The sequence below is a fragment of the Pseudomonas sp. TE3895 genome, from assembly GCF_056278855.1.
The window spans coordinates 2,242,979-2,269,969 of sequence record NZ_JBWBQE010000001.1; the positions used below are offsets into that span (position 1 = coordinate 2,242,979).

Annotated in this window: 21 protein-coding genes; 11 read left to right on the top strand and 10 right to left on the bottom strand. The window is 62.8% G+C overall.

Annotated features, from left to right (window positions below):
- Nucleotides 1–18 precede the first annotated feature (18 nt).
- Complete coding sequence (locus tag ACZ889_RS10105) at nucleotides 19–2,898, bottom strand: ribonucleoside-diphosphate reductase subunit alpha (protein ID WP_010952332.1); 2,880 nt, start codon at nucleotides 2,896–2,898, stop codon at nucleotides 19–21.
- A 922-nt stretch (nucleotides 2,899–3,820) separates the two neighbouring features.
- Here ACZ889_RS10105 and ACZ889_RS10110 point away from each other — a divergent pair.
- Both ACZ889_RS10110 and ACZ889_RS10115 read left to right on the top strand, forming a co-directional pair.
- Entirely contained in the window at nucleotides 3,821–4,519 is a 699-nt protein-coding gene (locus ACZ889_RS10110) for a response regulator (RefSeq protein ID WP_476257349.1), read from the top strand.
- Entirely contained in the window at nucleotides 4,516–6,123 is a 1,608-nt protein-coding gene (locus ACZ889_RS10115; protein ID WP_476257350.1) for an ATP-binding protein, read from the top strand. Before ACZ889_RS10110 ends, ACZ889_RS10115 begins: the two co-directional genes overlap by 4 nt.
- Before the next feature lie 3 nt (nucleotides 6,124–6,126).
- On the opposite strand, the gene ACZ889_RS10120 is transcribed toward ACZ889_RS10115, so the two are convergent.
- Entirely contained in the window at nucleotides 6,127–6,828 is a 702-nt protein-coding gene (locus ACZ889_RS10120) for a 4'-phosphopantetheinyl transferase family protein (RefSeq protein ID WP_180688709.1), read from the bottom strand.
- Nucleotides 6,829–6,965: 137 nt separating this feature from the next.
- Nucleotides 6,966–7,757, bottom strand: a complete 792-nt coding sequence (locus ACZ889_RS10125; protein ID WP_180688708.1) for a dienelactone hydrolase family protein — start codon at nucleotides 7,755–7,757, stop codon at nucleotides 6,966–6,968.
- A gap of 129 nt (nucleotides 7,758–7,886) precedes the next feature.
- Here ACZ889_RS10125 and ACZ889_RS10130 point away from each other — a divergent pair, with 129 nt between their 5' ends.
- The 4 genes from ACZ889_RS10130 (at nucleotide 7,887) to ACZ889_RS10145 (ending at nucleotide 12,274) form a co-directional block, all read left to right on the top strand.
- Nucleotides 7,887–8,492, top strand: a complete 606-nt coding sequence (locus ACZ889_RS10130; protein ID WP_010952338.1) for an outer membrane beta-barrel protein — start codon at nucleotides 7,887–7,889, stop codon at nucleotides 8,490–8,492.
- An 87-nt stretch (nucleotides 8,493–8,579) separates the two neighbouring features.
- Nucleotides 8,580–9,257: a response regulator gene (locus ACZ889_RS10135; RefSeq protein ID WP_004576835.1), complete on the top strand. Its 678-nt coding sequence runs from the start codon at nucleotides 8,580–8,582 to the stop codon at nucleotides 9,255–9,257.
- Nucleotides 9,254–10,600: an ATP-binding protein gene (locus ACZ889_RS10140; protein ID WP_180688707.1), complete on the top strand. Its 1,347-nt coding sequence runs from the start codon at nucleotides 9,254–9,256 to the stop codon at nucleotides 10,598–10,600. Before ACZ889_RS10135 ends, ACZ889_RS10140 begins: the two co-directional genes overlap by 4 nt.
- Before the next feature lie 351 nt (nucleotides 10,601–10,951).
- Nucleotides 10,952–12,274 (top strand): dicarboxylate/amino acid:cation symporter, encoded by a 1,323-nt coding sequence (locus ACZ889_RS10145; RefSeq protein ID WP_014861189.1) that lies wholly within the window; start codon nucleotides 10,952–10,954, stop codon nucleotides 12,272–12,274.
- 195 nt (nucleotides 12,275–12,469) lie between these two features.
- Here ACZ889_RS10145 and tsaA read toward each other — a convergent pair whose 3' ends face one another.
- The 4 genes from tsaA to ACZ889_RS10165 form a co-directional block, all read right to left on the bottom strand.
- Entirely contained in the window at nucleotides 12,470–13,162 is a 693-nt protein-coding gene (gene tsaA / locus ACZ889_RS10150; protein WP_180688706.1) for a tRNA (N6-threonylcarbamoyladenosine(37)-N6)-methyltransferase TrmO, read from the bottom strand.
- 6 nt (nucleotides 13,163–13,168) lie between these two features.
- Nucleotides 13,169–13,630, bottom strand: coding sequence for a YehS family protein (locus ACZ889_RS10155; protein WP_003254807.1), 462 nt, complete (start codon nucleotides 13,628–13,630; stop codon nucleotides 13,169–13,171).
- A gap of 49 nt (nucleotides 13,631–13,679) precedes the next feature.
- Entirely contained in the window at nucleotides 13,680–14,390 is a 711-nt protein-coding gene (locus ACZ889_RS10160; protein WP_010952344.1) for an rRNA pseudouridine synthase, read from the bottom strand.
- A 119-nt stretch (nucleotides 14,391–14,509) separates the two neighbouring features.
- A complete protein-coding gene (locus ACZ889_RS10165; RefSeq protein WP_180688705.1) occupies nucleotides 14,510–14,965 on the bottom strand; it encodes a GNAT family N-acetyltransferase in 456 nt (151 codons plus the stop codon).
- Between the two features lie 294 nt (nucleotides 14,966–15,259).
- On the opposite strand from ACZ889_RS10165, the gene ACZ889_RS10170 reads away from it, so the two are divergent.
- The 4 genes from ACZ889_RS10170 (at nucleotide 15,260) to ACZ889_RS10185 (ending at nucleotide 19,445) form a co-directional block, all read left to right on the top strand.
- The gene (locus ACZ889_RS10170) at nucleotides 15,260–15,835 is read left to right on the top strand and encodes a hypothetical protein (RefSeq protein ID WP_476257351.1); all 576 of its coding nucleotides are present in this window, start codon (nucleotides 15,260–15,262) and stop codon (nucleotides 15,833–15,835) included.
- Nucleotides 15,836–16,026: 191 nt separating this feature from the next.
- A complete protein-coding gene (locus tag ACZ889_RS10175; protein ID WP_003254799.1) occupies nucleotides 16,027–16,872 on the top strand; it encodes a DUF6502 family protein in 846 nt (281 codons plus the stop codon).
- On the top strand, nucleotides 16,869–18,641 hold the full coding sequence (locus tag ACZ889_RS10180) for a DUF5666 domain-containing protein (protein WP_476257352.1): 1,773 nt from the start codon (nucleotides 16,869–16,871) through the stop codon (nucleotides 18,639–18,641). The genes ACZ889_RS10175 and ACZ889_RS10180 overlap by 4 nt, the downstream gene beginning before the upstream one ends.
- 54 nt (nucleotides 18,642–18,695) lie before the next feature.
- Nucleotides 18,696–19,445, top strand: coding sequence for a hypothetical protein (locus ACZ889_RS10185; RefSeq protein WP_012051465.1), 750 nt, complete (start codon nucleotides 18,696–18,698; stop codon nucleotides 19,443–19,445).
- A gap of 71 nt (nucleotides 19,446–19,516) precedes the next feature.
- Here ACZ889_RS10185 and rimO read toward each other — a convergent pair whose 3' ends face one another.
- Nucleotides 19,517–20,848 carry a 30S ribosomal protein S12 methylthiotransferase RimO gene (gene rimO / locus ACZ889_RS10190; RefSeq protein WP_108078123.1) on the bottom strand — a complete coding sequence of 444 codons (1,332 nt, stop codon included), beginning with the start codon at nucleotides 20,846–20,848 and terminating at the stop codon, nucleotides 19,517–19,519.
- Nucleotides 20,849–21,083: 235 nt separating this feature from the next.
- Between rimO and ACZ889_RS10195 the strand changes: the two genes are divergently transcribed.
- Nucleotides 21,084–22,994 carry a potassium transporter Kup gene (locus tag ACZ889_RS10195; protein ID WP_012051466.1) on the top strand — a complete coding sequence of 637 codons (1,911 nt, stop codon included), beginning with the start codon at nucleotides 21,084–21,086 and terminating at the stop codon, nucleotides 22,992–22,994.
- A gap of 48 nt (nucleotides 22,995–23,042) precedes the next feature.
- Here the strand turns inward: ACZ889_RS10195 and ACZ889_RS10200 are convergent, their stop codons facing one another.
- Nucleotides 23,043–24,335, bottom strand: a complete 1,293-nt coding sequence (locus ACZ889_RS10200) for a virulence factor family protein (protein WP_476257353.1) — start codon at nucleotides 24,333–24,335, stop codon at nucleotides 23,043–23,045.
- Nucleotides 24,335–26,977: a bifunctional lysylphosphatidylglycerol flippase/synthetase MprF gene (gene mprF / locus ACZ889_RS10205; RefSeq protein ID WP_003254792.1), complete on the bottom strand. Its 2,643-nt coding sequence runs from the start codon at nucleotides 26,975–26,977 to the stop codon at nucleotides 24,335–24,337. The genes ACZ889_RS10200 and mprF overlap by 1 nt, the downstream gene beginning before the upstream one ends.
- Nucleotides 26,978–26,991 lie beyond the last annotated feature (14 nt).

Genomic DNA, 26,991 nt, shown 5'->3' on the forward strand with positions numbered 1-26,991 from the left:
CCGCACGGCATTCAGGCCTTACTGGCAGGCTTCGCAGTCAGGCTCGTCGATCGCGCAGGCCTTCGGCACTGGCGCTGGGCCGGCTGCCTGGACCGGGGCGCTGTCGCCACCGCTGGAAACGGCGTTGAGCTTGCCGGTGTTGATGGTCGACTTCTCGGTGCTGGTCGCGGCCAGGGCACGGAGGTAGTAGGTGGTTTTCAGGCCACGGTACCAGGCCATGCGGTAGGTCACGTCCAGCTTCTTGCCCGATGCACCCGCGATGTACAGGTTCAGCGACTGCGCCTGGTCGATCCACTTCTGGCGACGGGAAGCCGCGTCGACAATCCACTTGGTCTCGACTTCGAACGCAGTGGCGTACAGGTCTTTCAGCTCTTGCGGGATGCGCTCGATCTGCTGTACCGAACCGTCGTAGTACTTCAGGTCGTTGATCATGACCGAGTCCCACAGATCGCGGGCCTTGAGGTCGCGAACCAGGTACGGGTTGATCACGGTGAATTCGCCCGACAGGTTCGATTTCACGTACAGGTTCTGGTAGGTAGGCTCGATCGACTGCGACACGCCAGTGATGTTGGCGATGGTCGCGGTTGGCGCGATGGCCATGATGTTCGAGTTACGAATACCTTTCTGCACGCGGGCACGTACCGGCGCCCAGTCCAGGGTTTCTTCCAGGTTGACGTCGATGTACTTCTGGCCACGGGCCTCGATCAGGATCTGTTGCGAATCCAGCGGCAGGATGCCCTTGGACCACAGCGAACCCTGGAAGGTCTCGTAGGCGCCGCGTTCATCGGCGAGGTCGCAAGAAGCCTGGATGGCGTAGTAGCTGACCGCTTCCATCGACTTGTCGGCAAACTCGACGGCAGCATCGGAGCCGTAAGGAATGTGCTGCAGGTACAGCGCATCCTGGAAGCCCATGATGCCCAGGCCGACCGGACGGTGCTTGAAGTTCGAGTTACGCGCTTGCGGCACCGAGTAGTAGTTGATGTCGATCACGTTGTCGAGCATGCGCACAGCGGTGTTCACGGTGCGTTGCAGCTTGGTGGTGTCCAGCTTGCCATCGACGATGTGGTTCGGCAGGTTGATCGAGCCCAGGTTGCAGACTGCGATCTCGTCCTTGTTGGTGTTCAGGGTGATCTCGGTGCACAGGTTCGAGCTGTGGACCACGCCCACGTGCTGCTGCGGCGAACGCAGGTTGCACGGGTCCTTGAAGGTCAGCCATGGGTGGCCGGTCTCGAACAGCATCGACAGCATCTTGCGCCACAGGTCTTTGGCCTGGACGGTCTTGAACACCTTGATCTTGTTGTACTCGGTCAGGGCTTCGTAGTACTCGTAGCGCTCTTCGAAGGCCTTGCCGGTCAGGTCGTGCAGGTCTGGCACTTCCGAAGGCGAGAACAGGGTCCACTTGCCGTCATCGAAGACACGCTTCATGAACAGGTCAGGAATCCAGTTGGCGGTGTTCATGTCGTGGGTACGACGGCGGTCATCACCGGTGTTCTTGCGCAGCTCGATGAATTCTTCGATGTCCAGGTGCCAGGTTTCCAGGTAGGCACATACAGCGCCTTTGCGCTTGCCACCCTGGTTCACGGCAACGGCGGTGTCGTTGACCACTTTCAGGAACGGTACGACGCCCTGCGACTTGCCGTTGGTGCCCTTGATGTACGAGCCCAGTGCGCGCACAGGGGTCCAGTCGTTGCCCAGGCCGCCGGCGAATTTCGACAGCATGGCGTTGTCGTGGATCGCGTGGTAGATGCCCGACAGGTCGTCTGGCACGGTGGTCAGGTAGCAGCTGGACAGCTGCGGGCGCAGGGTACCGGCGTTGAACAGGGTCGGGGTCGAGGCCATGTAGTCGAACGACGACAACAGGTTGTAGAACTCGATCGCACGGGCTTCCTTGTCTTTCTCTTCCAGCGCCAGGCCCATGGCCACACGCATGAAGAACACCTGCGGCAGCTCGAAGCGCACGCCATCCTTGTGGATGAAGTAGCGGTCGTACAGGGTCTGCAGGCCCAGGTAGGTGAACTGCTGGTCGCGCTCGTGGTTGATCGCCTTGCCCAGTTTTTCCAGGTCGAAGTCGGCCAGGGCCGGGTTCAGCAGCTCGAACTCGATACCTTTGGCGACGTAGGCCGGCAGGGCCTTGGCGTACAGGTCAGCCATTTCGTGGTGGGTGGCGCTGTCGGCTACATTCAGGAAGCCCAGGCCTTCGGCGCGCAGGGTGTCCATCAGCAGGCGGGCGGTAACGAACGAGTAGTTCGGCTCGCGCTCCACCAGGGTACGGGCGGTCATTACCAGGGCGGTGTTGACGTCCTTGATGGCCACGCCGTCGTACAGGTTCTTCAGGGTTTCGCGCTGGATCAGGTCGCCATCGACTTCGGCCAGGCCTTCGCAGGCTTCGCTGATGATGGTGTTCAGGCGGGCCATGTCGAGTGGCGCCAGGCTGCCGTCAGCCAGGGTGATGCGGATGCTCGGGTGCGGCTCGACCACGGCGTCGGTGTTGGCGCGGGTGGCACGCTCCTTGGCGCGCTGGTCACGATAGATCACGTAGTCGCGGGCGACTTTCTGCTCGCCTGCGCGCATCAGGGCCAGTTCGACCTGGTCCTGGATTTCTTCGATGTGGATGGTGCCACCCGATGGCATGCGACGCTTGAACGTGGCGGTAACCTGCTCGGTCAGGCGCGCGACGGTGTCGTGGATGCGCGACGAAGCGGCGGCGGTGCCGCCTTCAACTGCGAGGAACGCCTTGGTGATGGCGACGGTGATCTTGTCGTCGGTGTAAGGGACGACAGTGCCGTTACGCTTGATCACGCGCAGTTGGCCGGGGGCGGTGGCAGCCAGATCCTGGTTGGAATCGGCGGCCTGCGGCACCTGGGCCTGCGGGTTCTCGCGAGTTGTGTCGGTTTGCATGGGTGGGTGTCTCCACAGTTTCTATATTGTTCAGGCGCCTTATGGGCGCCCACCGTTCCGTCCACTTGCTCGATAACCTCGCGGGGATGCGCAATGCATGCGCATCCGCCCGCGCGGGCGTACCGACTTCGGGACAGACTCAGGAATAAGGGGCAATGGCTTGCCGCTCCCTGGCCGAAGTCAAAGGTTCTGGGCCGAGCCCAAAATCTGTTGCTGATGGATGCCAGGGCTGGCCTGCAACACCCATGCCCGAACAAGGCCCTGGAAGGGCTTGCCTCGGTCGCCTCCGCAGGAGCGGTTTGGCTGCTGAAATCACCTGAAGTTCCACCCGGAAAATCGCTTGATCTTGCGGGTTGACTTTTGTGTGTGATTTTGCACGAACCCCTATATCTAGTGGTTCGCTGCGATCGGGATACAAGATAATGCGGTATTGGGGGCTTTGCAAGGCGATCGCCTGTGGATAACGTGTGCGTACTTTGTGAGTGAATGGTGGGTATTCGCTGTAGGCCTTGTGCCAAGTGGTTTGCAGTATTTTTCTGCGGCGTGACGCCCTTGGGCAGTTTTTTTCGGGCGCGAACCCTATCACAAAAAACGGTTCAGTCGAGGGGGCGGTAGGGGCATGTCTGAAGATTTTGGTTCCCCCGCGCGCGGTCGCCTGTAGGAGCGGGTTTACCCGCGAAGAGGCCGAGCCTGCTGGCCAATTTCCATCCGCCGTTCACCGTTGCCGCCGCCACCGTATTCGCGGGTAAACCCGCTCCTACCACGGTGGTGGGCACACATCGGGGGTTGGACACAGGCCGTTGTAGCGAGCTTCGCTCGCGATGCGCCGTGCGGGCGGCGCTCGATCTCGCAGGCCCCCCCCATCTACAGTCATACTCTCAGCTGCCCTGACACGATCCCAAGAACAAACAAGGCCAAAGTCATGGATCAAAGCCTACCCCGCATCCTCATTGTCGAAGACGACCAGCGCCTGGCCGAGCTGACCGCCGAGTACCTGCAGGCCAACGGCTTCGAGGTCAGCGTGGAGGGGGATGGTGCCCGCGCCGCCCGGCGCATCATCGACAGCCAGCCCGACCTGGTCATCCTCGACCTGATGCTGCCCGGCGAGGACGGCCTGAGCATCTGCCGCCGGGTGCGAAGCCAGTACCAGGGGGCGATCCTCATGCTCACCGCGCGCAGCGATGAACTCGACCAGGTTCAGGGCCTGGACCTGGGTGCCGACGACTACGTCTGCAAACCCGTGCGCCCACGCTTGCTGCTGGCGCGTATCCAGGCCCTGCTGCGCCGCAGCGAAACCGTGGACAGCAAGCGCCAGGACCTGGCCTTCGGTGCGCTGCGTATCGACAACCGCCTGCGCGAGGCGCACCTGGGCGAGCAGTTGATCGAACTGACCGGCGCCGAATTCGATCTGCTCTGGCTGTTGGCCAGCAACGCTGGCCGGGTGCTGACCCGTGAACAGATCTTCACCGCACTGCGTGGCGTGGGCTACGACGGCCAGGACCGCTCCATCGATATCCGCATCTCGAAAATCCGCCCCAAGATCGGCGACGACCCGCTTCAGCCGCGGTTGATCAAGACCCTGCGCAGCAAAGGCTACCTGTTCGTTGGCGAGGCACCATGAACAATTCGATCTTCCTGCGCATCTACGGCGGCATGCTGGCCGTGCTGGTGCTGGTGGCCTTGCTTGGCGTGCTCAGCCTGCACCTGGTCAACGAAGTGCGCGCTGCCCAGCATCGCGAGGGCCTGGCCCAGGGCACCTTCAGCCTGATGGCCGACAACCTGGCAATGCAGAATGAAACCCAACGCAAGCGTTCGCTGCTGATCTGGGAACGCCTGCTTGGCGTGCCGTTGGCGCTGCAACCGATGAGCGCACGCAGCCTTGACGGTGGCCAGCGGGCGCGCCTGTACCGTGGCCTGGTGGTGGTCGAGAAGATTGGCCCGCATGCGGCGCAAGTGCTACGCAAGGTGGGCCAGGAAGACCTGATGCTGGTCGCGCAGATCAAACAGATCAGCGAGCAGTTGGCGCGGGCCACCCTCTATCTATTGGCCGACGAACTGGTGCGCTACCCGGTAACCGAACAGCAGCAGCGCCTGGCACAGATCAAGCAGGAAAAGGGCTTCGGCTTTGGCGTTGCCTTGCAACGTATCGAGCGGGTCAGCCTGGACGATGACCAGCGGCGCCGCGTGGAGGAGGGCGACACGGTGATGGCGCTGGGCAAGGATGGTGACTCGATCCGGGTGTTCGCCGGGCTGACGGGCTCGCCATGGGTACTGGAAATCGGCCCGCTGTACCAGCTCAACCCTTACCCGCCGCAGTTGCTGATCCTGATTGCCTTCCTGGGGCTGTGCCTGATCGGCCTGGTGGTCTACCTGCTGGTGCGTCAGCTGGAACGTCGTGTGTCGGGCCTGGAGATTGCTGCCACGCGCATCGCCCAGGGCAGCCTGGATACCCGCGTACCGGCCGGCGACGCCGACTCGGTAGGGCGCCTGGCTGCTGCCTTCAATGGCATGGCCGAGCACCTGCAGCGCTCGCTGACCATGCAGCGCGAGCTGGTGCGAGCGGTGTCCCACGAGCTTCGCACACCGGTGGCGCGCCTGCGCTTTGGCCTGGAGATGATCGAAAGCGCCACGACTGAACAGATGCGGGCAAAGCACCTGGCGGGCATGGACGGGGATATCCAGGACCTCGACAAGCTGGTCGACGAGATGCTGACCTACGCCCGCCTGGAGCAGGGCGCACCGGCCTTGAAGTTCCAGCGGGTCGATCTGGATGCCTTGCTCGAACGGGTGATCGAAGAGCTGGCACCTTTGCGTGCCGAGGTGCGGGTGGTGCGCGGCGACTGTCAGGGCGCGGATGCCGAAGGCGCCTGGGTCGAGGCCGAGCCGCGCTACTTGCACCGGGCCCTGCAGAACCTTGTCGGCAATGCCATGCGCCATGCCGAGGGCGAAGTGCGCCTGAGCTATCAGCTGGGCCAGCAACGTTGCCGCATCGATGTGGAGGATGACGGCCCGGGGATCCCCGAGGGCTTCTGGGACCGCATCTTCACGCCCTTCACCCGCCTCGATGACAGCCGTACCCGTGCCTCGGGCGGGCATGGCCTGGGCCTGTCGATCGTACGGCGGATCATCTACTGGCACGCGGGCCGGGCTACGGTGGGGCGCAGCGAGGCGTTGGGCGGTGCCTGCTTCAGCCTGAACTGGCCAAGGCAGCAGGCACCGCTGTAAAGGTCAGACGCTGACCAGGCTCAGCAGGTGGCCGTCCTGCAGGCAGAACTGGCCTTGCAGCTCTGCGCCTTGCTGCCACTGTGGTGACAGGTCGGTGAGCAGGCGCAAGCGCGCCAGCCCTTCCGCGGACCAGTCGAGCACTTCTGCGTGTTCGAAGTAGAAGCGTTGGCGAGTCAGTGGGTACAGGGTCTTGAACAAGCTTTCCTTCAGCGAGAACGTCAGGGTGACCGTAAGCCCAAGCTGGCGGCGGTCCAGGCGCTCCAGCTCTGCCGGGGTAAGGATTTCGCCCATCAGCCGCTCGGCGCGCTCGTCATCCAGCAAGGCTTCCTGATCCAGGCCCAGACCTTGGCAGCTGTTTTCGCCGGCGACCACCGCGGCGGCCCAGCCCTTGCCGTGTGTGATCGAGCCATGAATACCGGCGGGCCAGATGGGCGAGCGGTCTTCGTGGGTGCCGGGCACGTAGTCGCGACCGTCCAGGCGCTGGAGCGCGGCGCGGGCACATACGCGACCTGCCAGGTACTCGGCCTGGCGCTTGGCAACCGAGCGCTGCAGGCTGGCGCTGGGCACGATACCGGCGCGCTGGAAGTCGTCGGTTGCCAGGTGGGCAGGGTCGAAGGCGCAACTGACCAGCACCGCGCCGGGGAGTGGGCGGGGCAGGGGCCAGTGGTGCCGGAGCGGGGCGCAGCAGGCGGGAAGTGTGTTCATGGCGGCTATTGTGCCAGCTGTGCAGGCGCTAAGGGAGGTGGCGTGGCAACGCCTCCTTGTAGGCGCGCCTTATGTGGAAGTGGACCTGCGGCCCTTTCGGGACGCAAGGCCGCACACACAACGATTTGCGCAATCTTTTAATTGAACACCTTCTTGAAGAACGCCTGCATATCCGCCCAGGAACGCTCGTCCGCGGCCTTGTTATAGCCAATGTCCGGCCCCCCATGTTCACCATGGCTCAGCCGATCGGCATCGGGGTTGGTGAAGCCGTGCTTGGCCCCTTCAATACTGACGAACTGGTAGTTGACCTTGGCCGCATCCATCTCGGCCTTGAATGCCTCTACCTGCTGTGGGCTGACCATGCTGTCCGCCGCACCATGCTCGACCAGGATATCGGCCCGCACCACGCCAGGTTTTGCCGGGGTCTGGGTGGCCAGTGCGCCATGGAAGCTCACCACGCCATCGAGCTTTTCTCCCCGGCGTGCGGCATCGAGCACCACCTTGCCGCCAAAACAGTAGCCGACAGCGCCCAGTTGATGCTTGTTCACATTCGGCTGCTTTTTCAACAACTCCAGGCCCGCGTCGAAGCGCGCTGCTGCCGCAGCCGGGTCCTTCATCGCTGCAGCCATGAATGCCTGGGCATCCTGCGGGTGCTCGGTGTGCTTGCCATCGCCGTACATGTCGATGGCCAGTGCCTTGTAGCCCAGGGCGGCGAGATCTCTCGCACGACGCTTGGCATAGTCGTTCAGGCCCCACCATTCATGCACCACAACGATGCCTGGGCGTTTGCCGTCCAGCGCGTCATCGTAGGCGTAGTAGCCGACGAGGCGGTTGCCATCGTCGTCCTGATAAGGAATTTCACGGGTCACTACCGCCGCTTGGGCGAGGGCGGCGCTGCACATCAGGGTCAGGGCCAGCAGGGCTCGCATGTTCACAACTCCTTGTTTTGCTATCGGTTCGTTCAGCCGGGGTTCAGCCAGGGTTCAGTCGCGGTTCAGGGTGCCCTGATTACTCTAGCTTCCAGACCGAAACAGCGCACCCAACTGGAGTACCCAGCCATGAAAACCTTCAATACCCTGCTTGCCGCCATGGCCGTCTGTGCCGCTGGCATCACCACCGCCCAGGCCGCGGACGACAACTTCGCCAGCCTCACCTACGGCCAGACCAGCGACAAAGTTCGCAAGTCCGGCCTGCTGCAACGCAACACCGACCACCTCAACGCCGACGGTATCATCGGCAAGGACGATACCTGGGGTGTGCGTTTGGGCAAGATCAACGATCAGGGCCGCTACTACATGACCTATGACAACGTCTCTGGCGACCACAGTGGCCTGAAGTTGCGCCAGGAAAACCTGCTTGGCAGCTACGACTTGTTCCTGCCGGTGGGCGATACCACCAAGCTGTTCGGTGGTGGCAGCCTGGGTGTGACCAAGCTGACCCAGGACTCGCCAGGCGCCAGCCGGGACACTGACTACGGTTATGCCTACGGCTTGCAGGCCGGTGTGATCCAGGACATCACCGACAAGGCCTCGGTCGAGCTGGGCTACCGTTACCTGCGCACCAATGCCGCGACCGAGGTGGGCGCACATGGCGGGCCGAAGGACGGCACCCTGCGCCTGACCAGCAGCGCGCAGACCTACCTGGCAGCAAGTTACAAGTTCTGACGAACGAGCCGCGTTATCCTGTACCAGCCTCTTCGCGGGCATGCCCGCGAAAGGGCCGGTACAGGCAATACACATAAGGAGCTGCACATGAAACTGCTGGTGGTCGAGGACGAAGCCCTGCTTCGCCATCACCTCTACACCCGCCTGGGCGAAAGCGGCCATGTGGTCGAGGCGGTCGCTGATGCCGAAGAGGCGCTGTACCAGGCCGAGCAGTACCATTTCGACCTTGCCATCATCGATCTGGGCCTGCCCGGTATCAGCGGCCTGGAGCTGATCACGCGGCTGCGCAGCCAGGACAAGACCTTCCCCATTCTCATCCTCACAGCCCGTGGCAACTGGCAAGACAAGGTCGAGGGCCTGGCCGCCGGTGCCGACGACTATCTGGTCAAGCCGTTCCAGTTCGAGGAGCTTGAAGCACGGCTCAATGCCCTGTTACGCCGCTCCAGTGGTTTCATCCAGTCGACCATCACCGCTGGCCCCTTGGTACTTGACCTCAACCGCAAGCAGGCCACCCTCGACGAACACGCCTTGGCCCTGACTGCCTACGAATACCGCATCCTCGAATACCTCATGCGCCATCACCAGCAGGTGGTGGCCAAGGATCGCCTGATGGAACAGTTGTACCCAGGTGACGAAGAGCGCGACCCCAATGTCATCGAAGTGCTGGTTGGCCGCCTGCGCCGCAAGCTTGAAGGCGAGCGCGGCTTCAAACCCATCGACACGGTGCGCGGCCTGGGCTACCTGTTCACCGAGCGCTGCCGATGATCCGCTCGCTGCGGGTGCGCCTGATGCTGGCCGCCGCAGTGTTGGCGCTGCTGTTCATGCTGGCGCTGCTGCCGGCCTTGCAGAAGGCCTTCAGCCTGGCTCTGCAGGAATCGATCGAGCAGCGTCTGGCCTCTGATGTGACCACGCTGATTTCCGCTGCGCGTATCGAGCATGGCCAGCTGCAGATGCCGACACTGCTGCCGGACGAGCGTTACAACCTGCCCTACACAGGCCTGCTCGGTTATATCTTTGACCGCGACGGCAAACTGGTCTGGCAGTCGCGTGCCACCGCCGACCGGCACATCAACTACCAGCCGCGCTATGACGGGCGCGGCAACGAGTTCGACCGCATTCACCAGTCCGATGGCGAAGAGTTCTTCGTGTACGACGTCGAGATCAAGCTGCTGGGCGGGCAAAGCGCCGCCTACAGCATTGTCGCTCTGCAGCCCGTGAGCGAGTACAAGGCCACCCTCAATGGCCTGCGCGAAAAGCTCTACCTGGGGTTCGGCGCTGCATTGCTGGCGCTCATGGTGTTGCTGTGGGCAGGCCTGACCTGGGGGTTGCGCTCGTTGCGACGCCTCAGCCACGAACTGGATGAAGTGGAATCCGGTGCACGTGACGGCCTGAGCGGCGAGCACCCACGCGAGTTGCTGCGCCTGACCCGCTCGCTCAACCGTCTGTTGCGCAGTGAGCGTGAGCAGCGCACGCGCTACCGTGATTCGCTGGACGATCTGGCGCACAGCCTGAAGACGCCGCTGGCGGTGCTGCAGGGCGTGGGTGAAAGCTTGCAGCAGCGCAGTGGCGAGCGCGAGCAGGCGCGGGTGCTGCAAAGCCAGATCGAGCGCATGAGCCAGCAGATCGACTACCAGCTGCAACGCGCCAGCCTGCGCAAGAGTGGCCTGGTACGCCACAGCGTATTGCTGCGGCCGTTGCTCGACAGCCTGTGCAGCACCTTGGCCAAGGTTTACCGGGAAAAACGTGTGGACGTGGTGCTGGAGTTGCCGGACGCGGCGCAGGTACCGATGGAGCAGGGCGCGTTGCTGGAAATGCTCGGCAACCTGCTGGAGAACGCCTACCGGCTGAGCCTGGGCCAAGTGCGGGTGAGCCTGGTGAAGGCGCCGGGGTATCTGACCTTGTGCATCGAGGACGACGGGCCGGGCGTGCCCGCCGACCAGCGTGAACGCATTCTGGAGCGTGGGGAGCGGCTGGACAGCCAGCACCCGGGGCAGGGCATCGGCTTGGCCGTGGTCAAGGATATCGTCGACAGCTATGACGCCGAGCTGAGCCTTGGCGATTCGCCGCTGGGGGGCGCTGCGTTCAGGATCACCTTCCACCTGGATTGATTCGTAGCCTGTGCCAGCCCGTTCACAGATCAATCCGCGAATGGGCCGGCACAGGCAATCCACAAAGGGCGGATTTCCGCCATTCCTCCTTGTACAAATTCCGCCATCGGGCGGAAATCCGCCAATCCGTCCCGGGAATATCGCCCTGTCGTTGGGCATTTATCCCCAGCAAATACGGACCTTGCACCCTTCATGGGCATTTTGGCACCACCCTTGCTATTGATCCTCGCAGAGGCCTGCCCAGGCAGCTCGAACACAACGACAAATCCCTCCAAGTGCAGGAGGGTTAGCGATTCAGGTGCCCCCATCACCCTGGGAAGGGTGAACCGGCACACTTGAGGAAAATTAGCCATGACGACACGTCAGCCGCTGTACAAATCCCTGTATGTCCAGGTGTTGGTCGCCATCACCATCGGCATCCTGCTCGGCCACTACTACCCGGAAACGGGCGTTGCCCTCAAACCCCTGGGTGACGGCTTCGTCAAATTGATCAAGATGGTCATCGCCCCGATCATCTTCTGTACCGTGGTCAGCGGCATTGCCGGCATGCAGAGCATGAAGTCGGTCGGCAAAACCGGCGGCTACGCGTTGCTGTACTTCGAAATCGTCTCCACCATCGCCCTGATCATCGGCCTCGTCGTCGTCAACGTGGTCAAGCCAGGCGCTGGCATGCACATCGACGTCAGCACCCTGAACGCCAGCAGCGTGGCTGCCTACGCCGCCGCCGGCGCGCAGCAGACTACCGTCGGCTTCCTGCTTAACGTCATCCCCAATACGGTCGTCGGCGCCTTCGCCAACGGCGACATCCTGCAAGTGCTGATGTTCTCGGTACTGTTCGGCTTCGCCCTGCACCGCCTGGGCAGCTACGGCAAGCCGGTACTGGACATGATCGACCGCTTCGCCCACGTCATGTTCAACATCATCAACATGATCATGAAGCTGGCCCCGATCGGTGCTTTCGGCGCCATGGCCTTCACCATCGGCCAGTACGGTGTTGGCTCGCTGGTGCAGCTGGGCTACCTGATGGCCTGCTTCTACATCACCTGCCTGCTGTTCGTGCTGGTGGTGCTGGGCGGTATCTGCCGTGCCCACGGCTTCAGCGTGATCAAGCTGATCCGCTACATCCGTGAAGAACTGCTGATCGTGCTGGGTACTTCGTCCTCGGAGTCGGCCCTGCCACGCATGCTGGCCAAGATGGAGCGCCTGGGTGCCAAGAAATCGGTAGTGGGCCTGGTTATCCCGACTGGTTACTCGTTCAACCTGGACGGTACCTCGATCTACCTGACCATGGCTGCGGTGTTCATCGCTCAGGCCACTGACACCACCATGGACATCACTCACCAGATCACCCTGCTGCTGGTGCTGCTGGTGGCTTCCAAGGGTGCTGCCGGCGTTACCGGTTCGGGCTTCATCGTGCTGGCCGCGACCCTGTCGGCTGTTGGCCACCTGCCGGTTGCCGGCCTGGCGCTGATCCTTGGCATCGACCGCTTCATGTCCGAAGCCCGCGCCCTGACCAACCTGGTGGGCAACGCCGTTGCCACCGTGGTAGTGGCCAAGTGGGTCAAGGAAATGGACAACGACAAGCTGGCTTCGGAATTGGCCTCCGGTGGTGCGCCGCTGATCGATACCCGCCCGACGGACGACCTGGGCGTGGCTGAAGGCCCGGCTCGTTGATAGCGGGTTGAAATGAGAAAGGCGACCCAAGGTCGCCTTTTTCGTGTCTGCGCGGTCCCTTGTGGGAGCGGCCTTGCGTCGCGAAAGGGCTGCGCAGCAGCCCCGGCGACCTTGCAGGATGGCTGAAATCTTGGGGCCGCTGTGCAGCCCTTTCGCGACGCAAGGCCGCTTCCACACAGGGCGATGCGGTGGCCCTCAGCCCAGTACCACCTCCAACACCCGGATCTCCTCCGGCTGTGGGTAATGCCACCTTACTTGCACATCCCAGAACTTCACCCCGTACACCCGCTCGGACGGTGGTATCTGGTAGGCCGGCCGTGGGTCCTGCGCCAGGCATTGCTCGATCAGTTGCACCAGCGGCTCATTCAAACGCAGCGCATGCTCGCGGGCCTGGATCAGGGCGTTGTCCGCCCACTGCACGGCAATTGCCACAGGCGCTGCGTTGGCCATCTGGTTGCTGGCGCCAGCGATGCTGTCGGCATAGGGCACATACGGCTTGATATCCAGCACCGGCGTGCCGTCGAGCAGGTCGATCCCGGACAGCAGCAGGCGCCCGGGCTCCACGCCCTCCAGGCGTACCACCGACTGGCCGATGCCGTTGGGCCGGTGGGTGGCGCGGGTGGCGAACACTCCCATGCTCTTGTTGCCGCCCAGACGCGGAGGCCGCACTTTCAGGCGTGGTTTTTCCTCCAGTGCCTGGTGGAACAGGAACAGCAGCCAGACATGGCTGACCTGCTCCAGCCCTTCGACCGCGTCACCTTGATCGAACGGCGGCAACAGTTCGAGTACGCCACGGGCGGCAGGCGCCAGCTGCGGCTGGCGCGGAATGGCGAACTTTTCCTTGAAACAGGAGTGGACGATGCCGACCGGGACAACCGTATGCTGCATGGCCACTCAGCCGCGCACGCGCAGGGTCAGGCCCTTGAGGAAGTTGCGCATCAACTGGTCGCCACACGGGCGGTAGTTGTCGTGGCCAGCCTTGCGGAACAGCGCGCTGAGCTCAGGTTTGCTGACCGGGAAGTTGACCGACTTGAGAATCGCGTGCAGGTCGTCTTCCTTGAGCTCAAAGGCCACACGCAGCTTCTTGAGGATCAGGTTGTTGGTTACCGGCAGCTCGATCGGCTGCTGCGGGCGGCTATCGTCTTTGCCTCGGCGGTAGATCACCAGGCCGTCAAGGAAGTGCGCCATCACCCGTTCAGGGCAGCGCACGAAGCCTTCCTCTTCTTCTTTTTTCAGGTAGGTGGCCAGCACCAGAGGATGCACTTCGAGGCCAGAGAGCCCGATGATCTCGGCCATCTTGGCGTCGTTCACCTTGAGCATGTAGCGCAGGCTGCGCAGGACGTCGTTGTGGTTCATTGCAGCAGAATCCTGTTCAGGTGCCGCGCGTTCCGGCGCGGCGTATTGCTTAGAAACGTTCGGAGGTAGCCAGGTAACGCCATTGGCCCAAGGGCAGCTTGCCCATCGACACACCACCCAGGCGAATGCGTCGCATGCCTAAAAGCTCCAGGCGCAGGTAGGCGCATAGCTCGGAAATCTGCCCTGGTTGTGGGTTTTTCAACACCATGCGCAGGTGTGTCTCGTTCTGCCAGCTGGCCTTGGCCTTGGGCAACTCGCGGTCATTGCGCATGGCCCCACGCGCCAGGCGTTCCAGCGCCTGGGGGGTGGTTTCGCCGCGCACTTCAATGATGAACTCTTGCTCCAGGCGACGCAGGTCGGCCTCGATCTTGCGGGATACCCGCCAGTCCTGGGTAAACACCTGCAGGCCGCTGGCGCCACGCTCCAGCGGTGCCACGCAGGCCTGCCGGGCAAAATGCCCGTGCAGGGCGCGCACGCCTTCGCGGTGGGCCTCGCTAAGGCTGCCCATGTTCATGCTGGCGCGGGCGTCTTCACTGTCCATGCCGGCTGGCTGGTTCAGCAGCAGGGTCACTGGCTCCAGGGTTTCGGCACGGGCGCCCGGCAGCAGTTCGACGCGCTGCTGCTCAACCTTGAACTGCGGCTGCTCGACCACCACGCCATCGACCGTTACCCAGCCTCCTTCAATGTACTGCTCGGCCTCGCGGCGGGAGCAGCCGAGCTGCTCGATGAGGCGTTTGGACAGGCGGACGGGTTCGGACATGGGGCAATTCGCAAGGCAGGGAAAGGCCTCCATTGTACCTGCCTGCAAGCGGTAGATGATGGGAATCTGTGTCAGATGCGCCATTTTGGACACATAGCGCGGCACATTCAGGCGCCGCCTCAAGGCAGTGTGCGCATTAGCCTCATGTGCAGCAGAGGATAGGGCTGGCCCAGGCCGTCGGTTTCCGAACGGCCGATGACCTCGAAACCTTCATGCAGGTAGAAGCCCAGCGCTTTCGGGTTCTGTTCGTTGACGTCAAGGTACTCGGCATTCAGCTCATTGATGGCATAGCGCAGCAGGCGCTTGCCTACCCCTTGGCCACGGTAGCCAGGTGCGACGAACAGCATGTCCACCCGCCCGTTGGCGACACCGGCGAAACCACAGATGCGCTGGCGGTCCTTGCAGCAGATCAGCATCACTGCGTCGAGGTAGCGGCGCAGCACATGTTCGCGCAGTAGCAGGATATAGCTCTCTGGCAGAAAGTCGTGGGTGGCGCGTACTGAATCCTCCCACACCTGTACCAGCTCGCTGTAGTCGCACAAGCGCGGGGTTTGCAGCGTCAGTAGCGCAGCCATGCCGGTGTTCCTCTGGGGCGATAGGGAAAACATAGCAGGCCAACCACCGGTCGGCTTGTTCGCTTAGCGCTTGAGACCTGGGGGGTGACGGTCTATTAATTAAGCGTGGGAAAAAATCCCACGTAAATATAAGTTCAATCTGAAGCAAGATTACTGACTGATTTGGCGTTCTCGTGGCGAAGACCTGGAGACGGACTATGCAAATCCACCTGCTGTTCAAGAAGGCTTTACTCGCGGCTGCTGTAGCTGGCGTGTTGTCGATGTCCATTGCCTTGATCCCTGACTCGATTTCTCATGGCTCCAGTGCCTACGCTAAAGATGGCGGTGGCGGTGGCGGTGGCGGTGGCGGTGGCGGCGGCGGTGGCCACGGTGGCGGTGGAAGTGGCGGCGGCGGTGGCCACGGTGGCGGTGGAAGTGGCGGCGGCGGTGGCCACGGTGGCGGTGGAAGTGGCGGCGGCGGTGGTCACGGTGGCGGTGGAAGCGGCGGTGGCGGTGGCCACGGTGGCGGTGGAAGTGGTGGCGGCGGTGGCCATGGTGGCGGAAGCGGAAGTGGTGGCCACGGCAGCGGCGGTGACGGTGGGGGCCATGCCGGCAACAGCGGCAGTGGCCACGACGGTAATTCAAACGCTGGGCGCAGCAGCAACCATGCTGAAGCGGGTGACGATCATGGCAATCACGCGGGTGGGGAACCCGGGGATGATCATGGTAATCATGTCGGCGGTGAGCCTGGCGATGATCACGGCAATCATGTTGGTGGTGAAGCTGGTGACGATCACGGCAACCATGTGGGTGGCGAACCGGGTGATGACCACGGTGTTCATGCCGGCGGCGAGGCCGGGGATGACAACAGCAGAAGCTGATTGGCGCTGACCCGAAGTGGCCCATACAAAACCCAGCGGACGGGTTTTGTATGAGCAGGTTCTGGCCTGTCTTGCCTTTATCACGTCATTTCCAATGAGCGCTGACAGCTTTTTCCTCGTCCATGCCGGGATATGATTGCGGTTTGCGTGGGATTAATTCCCGCGTCTTATACTGGGTGCCTCTGTCAAGGAATGCCCTCGATGCAATCGCCTGTCTTACCCCCGTCGATGCTGAGTGCGCTGCGGCGTGTGATGCGCCCGCTGGTGCGCCTGATGCTGCGCAAAGGGGTTACCTACACGATGTTCACCGACCTGCTCAAGGAGGTGTTCGTCGATGTGGCCCATCGCGAGTTTCGCCTGAACGACACCGCGCCAACCGATAGCCGCATCAGCCTGCTTACCGGCGTACATCGTAAAGATGTCCGGCGGCTGCGTAATGAGGGTGACACTGCAATTGCGGCCCTGCCGGATAACATCACGCTAGGTGCACAGTTGGTCAATGTATGGACCAACACCCCACCATTCTGCTCGGCACCCGGCCAGGCGAGGGCGCTTGCGCGGCTAGCCAGTGTGGGCGGCGATTGTTCATTCGACGCGCTGGTCGCCAAGGTCAGCACCGATATCCGCGGCCGGGTGGTGCTGGACGAATGGTTGCGCCTGGGCGTCGTGCGGCTCGATGAGCAGGATTGCGTGCACCTGGAAGCCCATGCATTCGTGCCACAGAAGGGTTTTGATGAAAAGGCTGCGTACTTCGGCCACAACCTGCATGACCATGCCTGTGCGGCGGTGCACAACCTCAGCGGCGAAGGCCCGCCATTTTTTGAGCGTAGCGTGCACTACGATGCCTTGAGCCCGGCCAGCGTCGAGCATTTGCGAGATGTGGTAGCCAAGGATGGCATGCAGACACTACTTGCCTTCAGCCGGCTTGCAGCAGCGTTGGAGAGTGCTGATGAGCCCGGTATCGAACAACGTCAGCGCATCACTGTCGGGCTTTATTTCTACACTGAAGCTACCGATTCCGATCCGTCGAAGACACCCGGCCCATGACACTTCCTGTGCGCTACCTCAGTGCTGTCATGTTTGCCCTGGTTTTCGGGGGGAACCTGATGGCCCCGGCCGAGGTGGCCGCAGCGCCGGTGTGTGTCAGCCGTGACGAGATGGGTATGGCCGGTGCCGCAGGCCTGCAGTTTCCCGGCGGTATGGGCGGCACCGGTGTGCGCAATGAAAATGGCGGCGTCGGTGGCACCGGTGCCCCAGTCCAGCAACGCCCGGGTGGTACAGGCGGCACAGGCGCGGTGGCGGAGGGTGTGGACGGCACCTACTTTGATCAGCGCCACGGTGATGTAGGTGATACCGGTACGCCGATCCTGCGCCCGGGTGGTACTGGGGGTACAGGCATCGTCGGTACCATCACCGGCTTCGCCTCGATCTGCGTCAATGGCATGGAAGTGCACTATGGCAAGGACGTACCGGTGAGTGAAAACGGTGCGCCTGCCAGCAGTGGTCACCTGGCGATCGGGCAGGTGGTGGCGGTGGAGGCATTCGCCACCCAGCGCGGCCTGCAAGCGGGGCGCATTTCGATCCTCAACGTCTTCGAAGGGCCGTTGACGGCGCTGCCCAATGCCTCGGCCCCGCTGCGGGTCATGGGCCAACCCGTGCGGCTGGCCGCTGGCGCGCGGGTAGCTGAAGGGTTGCGCCCAGGTGAGCCCGTGAGGGTCAGCGGCCTGCGCGATGCCCAGGGAGAAGTCGTGGCGACCCGTATCGAACGGGCACCGGGGCTGAGGGAGGCCAGCGCCATCGGCGCGGTTGATCGCACTGGCAGCCTTCAGGGGTTGAAGTTGGGTACCCGTGTGGCGCCTGCACGTGAGGTGCTGGTGCGCGGCCAGTGGACCGGGCGCCAGCTTGAAGTGGCGCAAACCCGTCCAGACCCGAGCCTGCCTTTTGCTGGTCGTGTCCAGCAGGCGGTGGTTGAAGGGCTGGTACAGCGCACACAAGCTCGGCAGTTGGTGGTTGCAGGTCTCAATGTGACATTGGGGCAGGGCACCGTAATTGTCGGTCGGCAGCCAGCGGCGTTGGCGCTTGATCAACGTGTGCGGGTGAGCGGGGTGCTCAATGGAACTCACGAGCTGCGGGCAACCCGCGTGGAATTCCAGGACGACCGTGTCGACAATCCTGACAGAAGCCAGTCGGGGCACGGTGGTGAGCATGACGGAAGCAGCTCCGGCGGCTCCAGCAGCGGTCATGGCGCAAGCGATGGGGCCAACGATCGCGATGAAAACAGCGATGATCACAGTGGGCGCAGTGCCGTTGACGGCTCCAGTGACCATGGCAGTGGTGACAAGTCGGGAGAGTCGGTACACCTCGACGCATTGGAGCAATCGACGCGCAGTAAGAGTGGAGGCTCCGATCGGGTTGAGAAGGTCGAAGTCGAAAACACCGGAAAGGTCGAAAAAGTAGACAAGGTCGAGAAGCCCGAGAAGGTCGAGAAAGTCGAGAAGGTCGAGAAGGTCGAGAAGGTCGAGAAAGTCGAGAAGGTCGAGAAGGTCGAGAAGGTCGAGAAGGTCGAGAAGGTCGAGAAGGTCGAGAAAGTCGAGAAAGTCGAGAAAGTCGAGAAGGTCGAGAAAGTCGAGAAGGTCGAGAAAGTCGAGAAAGTCGAGAAAGTCGAGAAAGTCGAGAAGCCCGAGAAAGTAGAAAAAGTAGAAAAGCCTGAACGGGTCGAAAAGGTGGAGTTACCAGAGAAAGTTGAAAAGGTGGAGAGGCCGGAAAAGGCAGAGACGGTGGAAAAAGTCGAGCATCCAGAGCGATCCGGGCGTTAGCCAACTAGGCTGGGTAAGTCTGGCCATGCTTCCCGAAAGAGTACTGAGTTGCAAATGAGACCCACGCTCCCTCTGTTTGCCTGTTTGCTCTCGTGCACCTGCGTGTCGGCGCTGGCCGATACCTTCAGTGCCGCCATTGGCATGGATTATTCGAGTGGCGACTATGGTACCGGCACCACTTCGGAAATCTGGTATGTGCCGGTGGTTGGCAAGTATGAGAGCGGCCCCATGACCTACAAAGTTACCGTGCCTTGGTTGCGTATCACCAACCCCGAAGTCGGCCCCAATGGTGACCCCTTGCCCGGTGGTTGCCGAGACGTGGAAAGCGGGTTGGGTGACACGGTTGCCAGCGCCGCCTATGCACTGCTCGATGGTCGTGACGGCGGCCTGATGCTGGACCTGATCGGCAAGGTCAAATTCCCTACCGCTGATGAAGACCAGTGCCTGGGCACCGGCCAGTACGATTACACCACCCAGGTCGACATAGCCAAGGGCTTTGGCCCGGTCACCGGTTTCGCGACGCTGGGTTGGAAGAAGTTCGGTGACCCGCCCGATAGCGACTTCGATGACCCGGTATTTGCCAGTCTCGGCTTTGCCCTGCCGGTGGCGGTCGGTACTTCGGCCGGCGCCTCCTACGATTGGCGGCAGAAAGTGGTCTCGACCGGGGCGCAGATCAAGGAGCTTACCCTGTTCCTTACCCACAAGCTCAACCAGCAGTGGAAAGTCCAACTCTATGCAGTCAAAGGCTTCTCGGATGCCAGCCCGGATGCCGAGGGCGGCCTGATGCTGTTTCACACGTTCTGACAAAAAAGCCCCTGCGCCGGTCATTCCCTATCGAGAACGCCGGGCCAGGGGCTTTGCAGGCTTCAGCCGTTTTAGATGGGTTCAGCCCACAGGTCGTATTCGTCGGCATCCACCACACGGCAACGCACTTTGTCGCCTGGCTTGAAACCATGGTCGCCATCGATGAACACGCTGCCGTCGATTTCCGGTGCATCGAAGAAGCTGCGGCCAACCGAACCTTGTTCTTCGACTTCGTCGATCAGCACGTCGATTTCCTTGCCGATGCGCAATTGCAGGCGGGCAGCACTGATGGCCTGCTGGTGGGCCATGAAGCGGTCCCAGCGCTCTTGCTTGACGTCGTCCGGTACTTCGGCCAGGCCCAGGTCGTTGGCCGGGGCGCCTTCCACCGGCGAGTACTGGAAGCAGCCCACGCGGTCGAGCTGGGCTTCGGTCAGCCAGTCCAGCAGGTACTGGAAGTCTTCCTCGGTCTCGCCCGGGAAGCCGACGATGAAGGTGGAGCGGATCACCAGCTCAGGGCACTGCTCGCGCCAGTTCTTGATGCGCGCCAGGGTGCGGTCTTCGAAGGCCGGGCGCTTCATCGACTTGAGCACTTTCGGGCTGGCGTGCTGGAACGGGATGTCCAGGTACGGCAGGATCTTGCCGGCAGCCATCAGCGGGATCACGTCGTCAACGTTCGGGTAAGGGTACACATAGTGCAGGCGTACCCAGGCGCCCAGGCTGCTCAGTGCTTCGCACAGTTCGAGCATGCGGGTCTTCACCGGGCGGCCGTTCCAGAAGTCGGTCTTGTACTTGACGTCGACGCCGTAGGCGCTGGTGTCCTGGGAAATCACCAGGATTTCCTTCACCCCGGCCTTGACCAGGCGCTCGGCCTCGCTCAGCACTTCACCCACCGGGCGGCTGACCAGCTTGCCGCGCATCGACGGGATGATGCAGAAGCTGCAGCTGTGGTTGCAGCCTTCGGAGATCTTCAGGTAGGCATAATGGCGCGGGGTCAGCTTGACGCCCTGTGGCGGCACCAGGTCGATCAGCGGGTTGTGGTCCTGACGCGGCGGCACCACTTCGTGAACGGCGTTGACTACCTGCTCGTACTGCTGCGGGCCAGTGACCGACAGCACGCTTGGGTGCACGTCACGGATGCTGCCTTCTTCGACGCCCATGCAGCCGGTGACGATCACCTTGCCGTTTTCCTTGATGGCTTCGCCGATCACTTCCAGCGATTCGGCCTTGGCGCTGTCGATGAAGCCGCAGGTGTTGACCACCACCACGTCGGCGTCCTCGTAGGTGGGTACGACTTCATAGCCTTCCATGCGCAGCTGGGTCAGGATGCGCTCGGAGTCGACCAGGGCTTTTGGGCAACCCAGGCTTACGAAACCTACCTTGGGGGTGGCGGGCGTGGTGGACATGACTAACCTCGGTATTGAATACAGGTCGCCCGGCCGGAATCGGGGGCGAACTTGACGGGCGCTTTTGGCGCCTCTGATCAAAAAGTGCGCAATTCTAGCGAGCGCAAGGGCGCTTGACCAGCAGAAATACGACGAACGCTGCGCTATGCTTCGCGCCGTTGCGCCGGGGTACCTTCCAGGGCCTGGTGGCAGATTGATTACCAAGGGCCGTGATGGCCGTTTGCGGGAGTGGTCGATGGTTCAGGCAAGCAGTCACGCTGAGGGCGGGCACGAGGGGAAGCAGGGTGCGTCACGGTCGGTGGGCCTGCTCGTGGCGGCGGTCGGGGTAGTTTATGGCGATATCGGCACCAGCCCGTTGTATACCCTCAAGGAAGTCTTTACCGGCGGCTACGGGGTGTCGGTCAACCATGATGGCGTGCTGGGGATCCTGTCGCTGATCCTGTGGTCGTTGTTGTGGGTGGTGTCATTCAAGTATGTGATGTTCATCTTGCGTGCCGATAACCAGGGGGAGGGCGGCACCATGGCGTTGACCGCTCTGGCGCGGCGGGCCACGGCGGCGTACCCGCGGCTGCGCACGCTGATGGTGATCTGTGGCTTGATCGGCGCTTCGCTGTTTTATGGCGACAGCATGATCACCCCGGCGGTGTCGGTGCTGTCGGCGGTGGAGGGCATGGGCCTGGCCTTCGATGGCATCGACCACTGGGTGGTGCCAATTTCGCTGGTGGTGCTGGTGGCGCTGTTCCTGGTGCAGCAACATGGCACTGAGAAGATCGGCAAGCTGTTTGGTCCGATCATGGTGACCTGGTTCGTGGCGCTGGGCGCGCTGGGTGTGCATGGCATCTCGCAGAGCCCGGAAGTACTCAAGGCGTTCAACCCGGGCTGGGCAGTCAACTTCTTCGTGGTGCACCCCGGTATTGGCGTGGCCATTCTGGGTGCGGTAGTGCTGGCGCTGACCGGTGCCGAGGCGCTGTACGCCGACATGGGGCACTTTGGCCGCAAGCCGATTGCCCGGGCCTGGTTCATCCTGGTGCTCCCGGCGCTGGTGCTCAATTATTTTGGCCAGGGTGCACTGCTGCTGCAAAACCCGGAGGCCGCGCGCAACCCGTTCTACCTGCTGGCGCCGGGCTGGGCGCTGCTGCCGTTGGTCGGGCTGGCCACCATGGCCACGGTTATCGCTTCGCAGGCGGTGATTTCCGGGGCCTTCTCCCTGACCCGTCAGGCCATTCAGCTGGGCTACATCCCACGTATGCAGATTCAGCACACCTCAAGCGACGAGCAGGGGCAGATCTACATTGGTGCAGTGAACTGGACGCTGATGGTGGGTGTGGTGCTGCTGGTCATCGGCTTCGGGTCCTCGGGCGCTCTGGCGGCAGCCTACGGGGTTGCGGTCACCGGTACCATGCTGATGACCACCATCCTGGTGTCCGCGGTGATGCTGCTGCTGTGGAAGTGGCCGCCGCTGCTTGCAGTGCCGATTCTGGTCGGCTTCCTGTTTGTCGACGGGCTGTTCTTCGCCGCCAATGTGCCGAAAATCGTCCAGGGTGGTGCCTTCCCCGTGTTGGCCGGTGGTGTGCTGTACCTGCTGATGAGCACCTGGAAGCGCGGCAAGCAGATTCTGGTCGAGCGCATCGATGAAGGTGCCCTGCCATTGCCATTGTTCATCAGCAGCATCCGCATTCAGCCACCGCACCGGGTCGAGGGGACTGCAGTGTTTCTGACGGCACGCTCCGATGCCGTGCCGCATGCGCTGTTGCACAACATGTTGCACAACCAGGTGTTGCACAGCCAGGTGGTGCTGCTGACTGTGGTCAGCGAAGACCGGCCGCGGGTACCGGAACATGAGCGTTTCGAGGTGGAAGCCTATGGCGACGGATTCTTCCGAGTGTTGCTGCACTTTGGGTTCATGGATGAGCCGGACGTGCCTGCCGCGTTGAAGCTGTGTCATCTGGATGACCTGGACTTCACGCCAATGCGCACTACCTACTTCCTCAGCCGCGAGACGGTGATCGCGTCACGGCTGGAGGGGATGTCGCGCTGGCGTGGCAACCTGTTCGCGTTCTTGCTGAAAAATGCCAACGGCAACTTGCGCTTCTTCAACCTGCCGTTGAACCGGGTGATCGAGCTGGGGACGCAGGTCGAGATCTAAATCGGTTTATACAGCAGGCTCAGGGCCGCAGAGCGGCCCTGAGCCTTGTCAGTTCTGCTCAGCTACGCTGGTCTTGCCCTGGCGCGTCTCGATTTCGCCAATCAACCGCTTGGCGAGTGCCGGGTAGTTCTCGTCGAAGTGGTGCCCGCCAGGCAGTTTCAGGCGCTCACCTACTGCAGTCTTTTCCGTGCAACCGCTCTCGTCGGTTTCCTCGACGCCATATACGCACACGACCTTGGACGCTGGCAGCTTGGCCATTTCCGGCCCGGTTGGCGCTTCCTGGCCTTCCTTGCCCAGCCAACCCTCGACCTCGATCTCAAAGCTGCCACTGCGCGCAAAGGCTAGCAGCACCACCGCGTCGATACGCTGCTGGTCCTCGACGGGCAGGCGGTTGTAGATCGCCGGCAGCACGTCGGCGCCGAACGAATAGCCGGTCAATACGAAGCGCTTGGTACCCCACTTCTGCCGGTAGTGATGCATCAGCTCGGAAAGGTCGGCGGCGCTTTGTTCCGGGGTCTTGTGCTGCCAGTAGTAGCGCAGCGTGTCGATGCCCACCACCGGGTAACCCAGCTTGGCCATTTCCCCGGCCACGTCGCGGTCCAGGTCGCGCCAGCCGCCATCACCAGAGAGGAACAAGGTAACCGTGTCTGTGGTTTGCCCGGCCGGCACTTCGACCACCGGGATGGCCAGTGCGTTACCGTCGCGGCCGACCAGTGCTTGGGTCAGTTGCGCCTTGAGCACTTGTGGCAAGTGGATGTCGTAGTCACTGATGCTGGTTTCGGCGTTGGCCTGGTCGCGCACGAAGGCGGCGCTGGCGTCATCCGGGTTGTCGTTCCAGGCGACGTTCCAGTGGCCATGGGCAGCCGATTTGGGCAGCGGTGCCTGGCAGTCAGGCTGTTCGAGGGTGAAGCCCACGGAAATGGCCCGCGCCTTGTCATCGTTCTGGCTGGCCAGCCAGCGCCAGGCCTGGGTGGCACCGGGGCCGATGCCGGCGACCAAGGTCGGTTTTTCCTGCAGTTGGGTCAGCGCCTGGTCCATGGCCTGTTGCTGCTTGCTGCAGTCGCCAGGCGGCAGAATCACCTGTACCAGCTGGGCTTCACCGGCCTGGCTCAGGTCGAGCAGTTGCTTGCCCGTCAGTGCCTGGTCTTGTGGCACGCCGATGGCCACCCGGGCCTTGGGGTGCACGCCAGGGGTAACACGGATGATGCTGGTGTCATTGATGCTCATTTGCTCCAGGCGCGCCTCGGGGGCCGGGCGCGTCCACAGCCAGAAGGCCAGCGCACCACCCAGGGCTGCCAGCAGCAGGGGAACCAGCAGGTACAACCAAAAGCGTCGGGTCATCAGCGTTTCACCAATCCAGTCAGGCCGCCTGCAATCAGGGCGGCGGTGTCGGCCAGTGCCACCAGCGGGTCGAGCCCGGCTGGCACGGCCATGTAGCGGGGTTCCCAGTCCGGCTGGAACTTGTCCTTGAAGCGTCGAAGCCCCTGGAAGTTGTAAAGCTGTTCACCACGGCGGAACACCAGCGAACCCAAGCGCTGGGTCAAGGGGGCGCCGCGCCTGGGTTGCAGGCCGGACAGCGGTACCATGCCCAGGCTGAAACGCCCGTAGTCATGGCTTTTGTAGTGCAGGATCAAGCCGATCATCATGAACTCCATGGTCAGCTTTGGCGCTTCGGGGTGCGCACGCATCAGGTCGAGGCTGGCCAGCTCGTTTCCATGGGTTTCCAGCAAGTTGGCGAAGGCTACCGGGCGGCCCTGGAAGCGAATCAGGGCTATGCGGAAGTGCTGCAGGTAGTCTGGGCTGAAGCGCCCCAGCGAGAAGCCTTTCTCGCGCACGTTTTTACCGCCGAGCCAGGCGTCGGAAATTTCCTTCAGCTCAGCCAACGGGGCGTGGCCGGGCTCATGGATCTCCAGGCTCAGGCCATCGCGTCCGCCGCGGTTCCAGGTGTAGCGCAGGTCTTTCATCTCCTTGCCTTTGGCTTCAAGGTCGAAGCGGCGCAAGTCGACCCGGGCTTCTTCACCGAGCTTCAATGCGGTCAGGCCGATGTCCATGTAGAACGGCAGGTTCTCCGCGCGTACCTGGTAGAACACGGGGCGTGCGTGGTGCAGGTCGCACAGGTCGCGGAACTGCCAGATCATCTCGGCGCGTTCCTGGGCCGGGCCTATCGGGTCGTACAGCGCCACCAGGCTGCGGCCGCGCCGGGCGTACATGAGGAACGCGTTACCACGCGGGTGGAACAGCAACGCCTTGTCGCCAGTCAGCGCCAAGCCGCCGTCGGGCTGGTCGGAGGCCTGCAGGATGCGGCTGGCGCGTTGCAGCTCTTCTTCATCGGGCAGGTGGATCACTGGCGGCGCTGTGCGCAGCAGCCACGTCAGTGCCACGGCAGCCAGCAGCAAGGCACTGCCCATGGCGGCGCGCAGGCCCCGTGGCGCGTCGGCATCGAGGGTGAACTGCCACCACAGCTGATGGCTGTAAGGCACATCCTGGTAGGCGAACAGCAGAAGCCACACTGATGCGCCCACCGTACAGGCGCTGGCCACCAGGAAAACCGGCGAGAAGGGCAGCTCCAGCAGTCGGCTGGGGCGATAGAACGAGCGGCGGAACAGCGCGAGCAGGGCGGCGGTAAAGGTCAGCAGGCAAGCCTCTTCCCAGTCAAAGCCCTTCAACAGCGACAGCAGGGCGCCGACCAGCAACAGCACGGTGGTCAGTAGCCAGGCGGCGGACAGGCGCCGGCGTAGGCCTTGGGCCAGCAGCAGGCATAGCACACCGATCAGGCTGGCGCCGAAATGAGAGGCGTCGATCAGCCGGTGTGGCACCAGGAAACCCATATGCTCCAGGCGCGTATCTATCTCGGGCGTGGCACCGGAAAAAAGCAGCACCACGCCGGACAGGAACACCAGAATCGACAGGATCGGTGCGGCCAGACCTGAAGCGGCCTTGATGGCCTGTTGCGCAAACAGCAGGCGTCGGGCTTCATTGGCCAGCAGCAACACGCAGGCCAGCAGCAGTGGCAGCACCACATAGATCAGCCGGTACAGCAGCAAGGCAGCCGCCAGCGGTGCGGCACCGAGCTGGTCGGCAAAGGCCGCCAGCAGGATCGCTTCGAACACCCCGACGCCGCCCGGTACGTGGCTGAGCACGCCCGCGGCCAAGGCCAGCAGGTACACCAGCACGAACGCGCCGAAAGGAGGGGCTTCGGGCAGCAACAGGTAGAGCACGGTGGCCGCCGCCGCCACATCCAGCGCGGTTATCAGCAATTGCAGGGCCGCCAGGCGTGCATCCGGCAGGCGAAGTGTGCGCCGCCCCAGTTGAACGAGCAGGTTATTGGCCGCCGGTTGCTCGGCCAGGCGTCGGCGGTACAAGCCAATTACCAGTAAGGCAGACACCACCAGCACGGCGCTGGCAACAGCTGCCAGCAGGCCGGGCGCCAACCCGAGCGCTGTCGAGGCCGCCGGCAGGTTGCTCAATGTCGCCAAGGCGGCCAGGGGCGGCAGCGCGCAGCCCAGTGACAGGCTGGCAAACACGGTCATGCGTGCGACTTCGCCAGCACCAAGCCCTTGCCGTGCGTACAGGCGATAGCGAACCGAGCCGCCAGAGAGCATCGACAGGCCGATGGCGTTGCCGATGGCAAAGGCGCTGAAGCCGCCCAGTGCCAGGCTGCGTGCTGGCAGTTTCACGCCCGCATAGCGGCTGGCCGACCACTCGTAGCCCAGCAGGATCACAAAGCCGATCACCGTTGCCAGCAAGGCGCCCAGCAATGACTGGGTGGGCACGCTGAGCATGGCATCGTGCAAGGCATAGATGTCCAGCTCGCTCAGCAGGTGGCGGCAGGCAATCAAGGCCATCGTGAACAGTAACAGGGTCACCATCAGGCCTATGGGCTGGCGGTAGCGACTCAGGCGTTCGAGTAGGGGCAGGCGCTGCACAGCACCGGGTAGCGCCGTAGCGAGTGGCACCGGAGGTTCGGGATTGTGCGAAGTCATGAGTTGCCCCGGGC

Excerpts from the sequence above, each read along its gene's own strand:
- ACZ889_RS10105 (WP_010952332.1), bottom strand. The coding sequence starts at position 2,898 with ATGCAAACCGACACAACTCGCGAGAACCCGCAGGCCCAGGTGCCGCAG.
- ACZ889_RS10110 (WP_476257349.1), top strand. The coding sequence starts at position 3,821 with ATGGATCAAAGCCTACCCCGCATCCTCATTGTCGAAGACGACCAGCGC.
- ACZ889_RS10115 (WP_476257350.1), top strand. The coding sequence starts at position 4,516 with ATGAACAATTCGATCTTCCTGCGCATCTACGGCGGCATGCTGGCCGTG.
- ACZ889_RS10120 (WP_180688709.1), bottom strand. The coding sequence starts at position 6,828 with ATGAACACACTTCCCGCCTGCTGCGCCCCGCTCCGGCACCACTGGCCC.
- ACZ889_RS10125 (WP_180688708.1), bottom strand. The coding sequence starts at position 7,757 with ATGCGAGCCCTGCTGGCCCTGACCCTGATGTGCAGCGCCGCCCTCGCC.
- ACZ889_RS10130 (WP_010952338.1), top strand. The coding sequence starts at position 7,887 with ATGAAAACCTTCAATACCCTGCTTGCCGCCATGGCCGTCTGTGCCGCT.
- ACZ889_RS10135 (WP_004576835.1), top strand. The coding sequence starts at position 8,580 with ATGAAACTGCTGGTGGTCGAGGACGAAGCCCTGCTTCGCCATCACCTC.
- ACZ889_RS10140 (WP_180688707.1), top strand. The coding sequence starts at position 9,254 with ATGATCCGCTCGCTGCGGGTGCGCCTGATGCTGGCCGCCGCAGTGTTG.
- ACZ889_RS10145 (WP_014861189.1), top strand. The coding sequence starts at position 10,952 with ATGACGACACGTCAGCCGCTGTACAAATCCCTGTATGTCCAGGTGTTG.
- tsaA (WP_180688706.1), bottom strand. The coding sequence starts at position 13,162 with ATGCAGCATACGGTTGTCCCGGTCGGCATCGTCCACTCCTGTTTCAAG.
- ACZ889_RS10155 (WP_003254807.1), bottom strand. The coding sequence starts at position 13,630 with ATGAACCACAACGACGTCCTGCGCAGCCTGCGCTACATGCTCAAGGTG.
- ACZ889_RS10160 (WP_010952344.1), bottom strand. The coding sequence starts at position 14,390 with ATGTCCGAACCCGTCCGCCTGTCCAAACGCCTCATCGAGCAGCTCGGC.
- ACZ889_RS10165 (WP_180688705.1), bottom strand. The coding sequence starts at position 14,965 with ATGGCTGCGCTACTGACGCTGCAAACCCCGCGCTTGTGCGACTACAGC.
- ACZ889_RS10170 (WP_476257351.1), top strand. The coding sequence starts at position 15,260 with ATGGCTCCAGTGCCTACGCTAAAGATGGCGGTGGCGGTGGCGGTGGCG.
- ACZ889_RS10175 (WP_003254799.1), top strand. The coding sequence starts at position 16,027 with ATGCAATCGCCTGTCTTACCCCCGTCGATGCTGAGTGCGCTGCGGCGT.
- ACZ889_RS10180 (WP_476257352.1), top strand. The coding sequence starts at position 16,869 with ATGACACTTCCTGTGCGCTACCTCAGTGCTGTCATGTTTGCCCTGGTT.
- ACZ889_RS10185 (WP_012051465.1), top strand. The coding sequence starts at position 18,696 with ATGAGACCCACGCTCCCTCTGTTTGCCTGTTTGCTCTCGTGCACCTGC.
- rimO (WP_108078123.1), bottom strand. The coding sequence starts at position 20,848 with ATGTCCACCACGCCCGCCACCCCCAAGGTAGGTTTCGTAAGCCTGGGT.
- ACZ889_RS10195 (WP_012051466.1), top strand. The coding sequence starts at position 21,084 with ATGGTTCAGGCAAGCAGTCACGCTGAGGGCGGGCACGAGGGGAAGCAG.
- ACZ889_RS10200 (WP_476257353.1), bottom strand. The coding sequence starts at position 24,335 with ATGACCCGACGCTTTTGGTTGTACCTGCTGGTTCCCCTGCTGCTGGCA.
- mprF (WP_003254792.1), bottom strand. The coding sequence starts at position 26,977 with ATGACTTCGCACAATCCCGAACCTCCGGTGCCACTCGCTACGGCGCTA.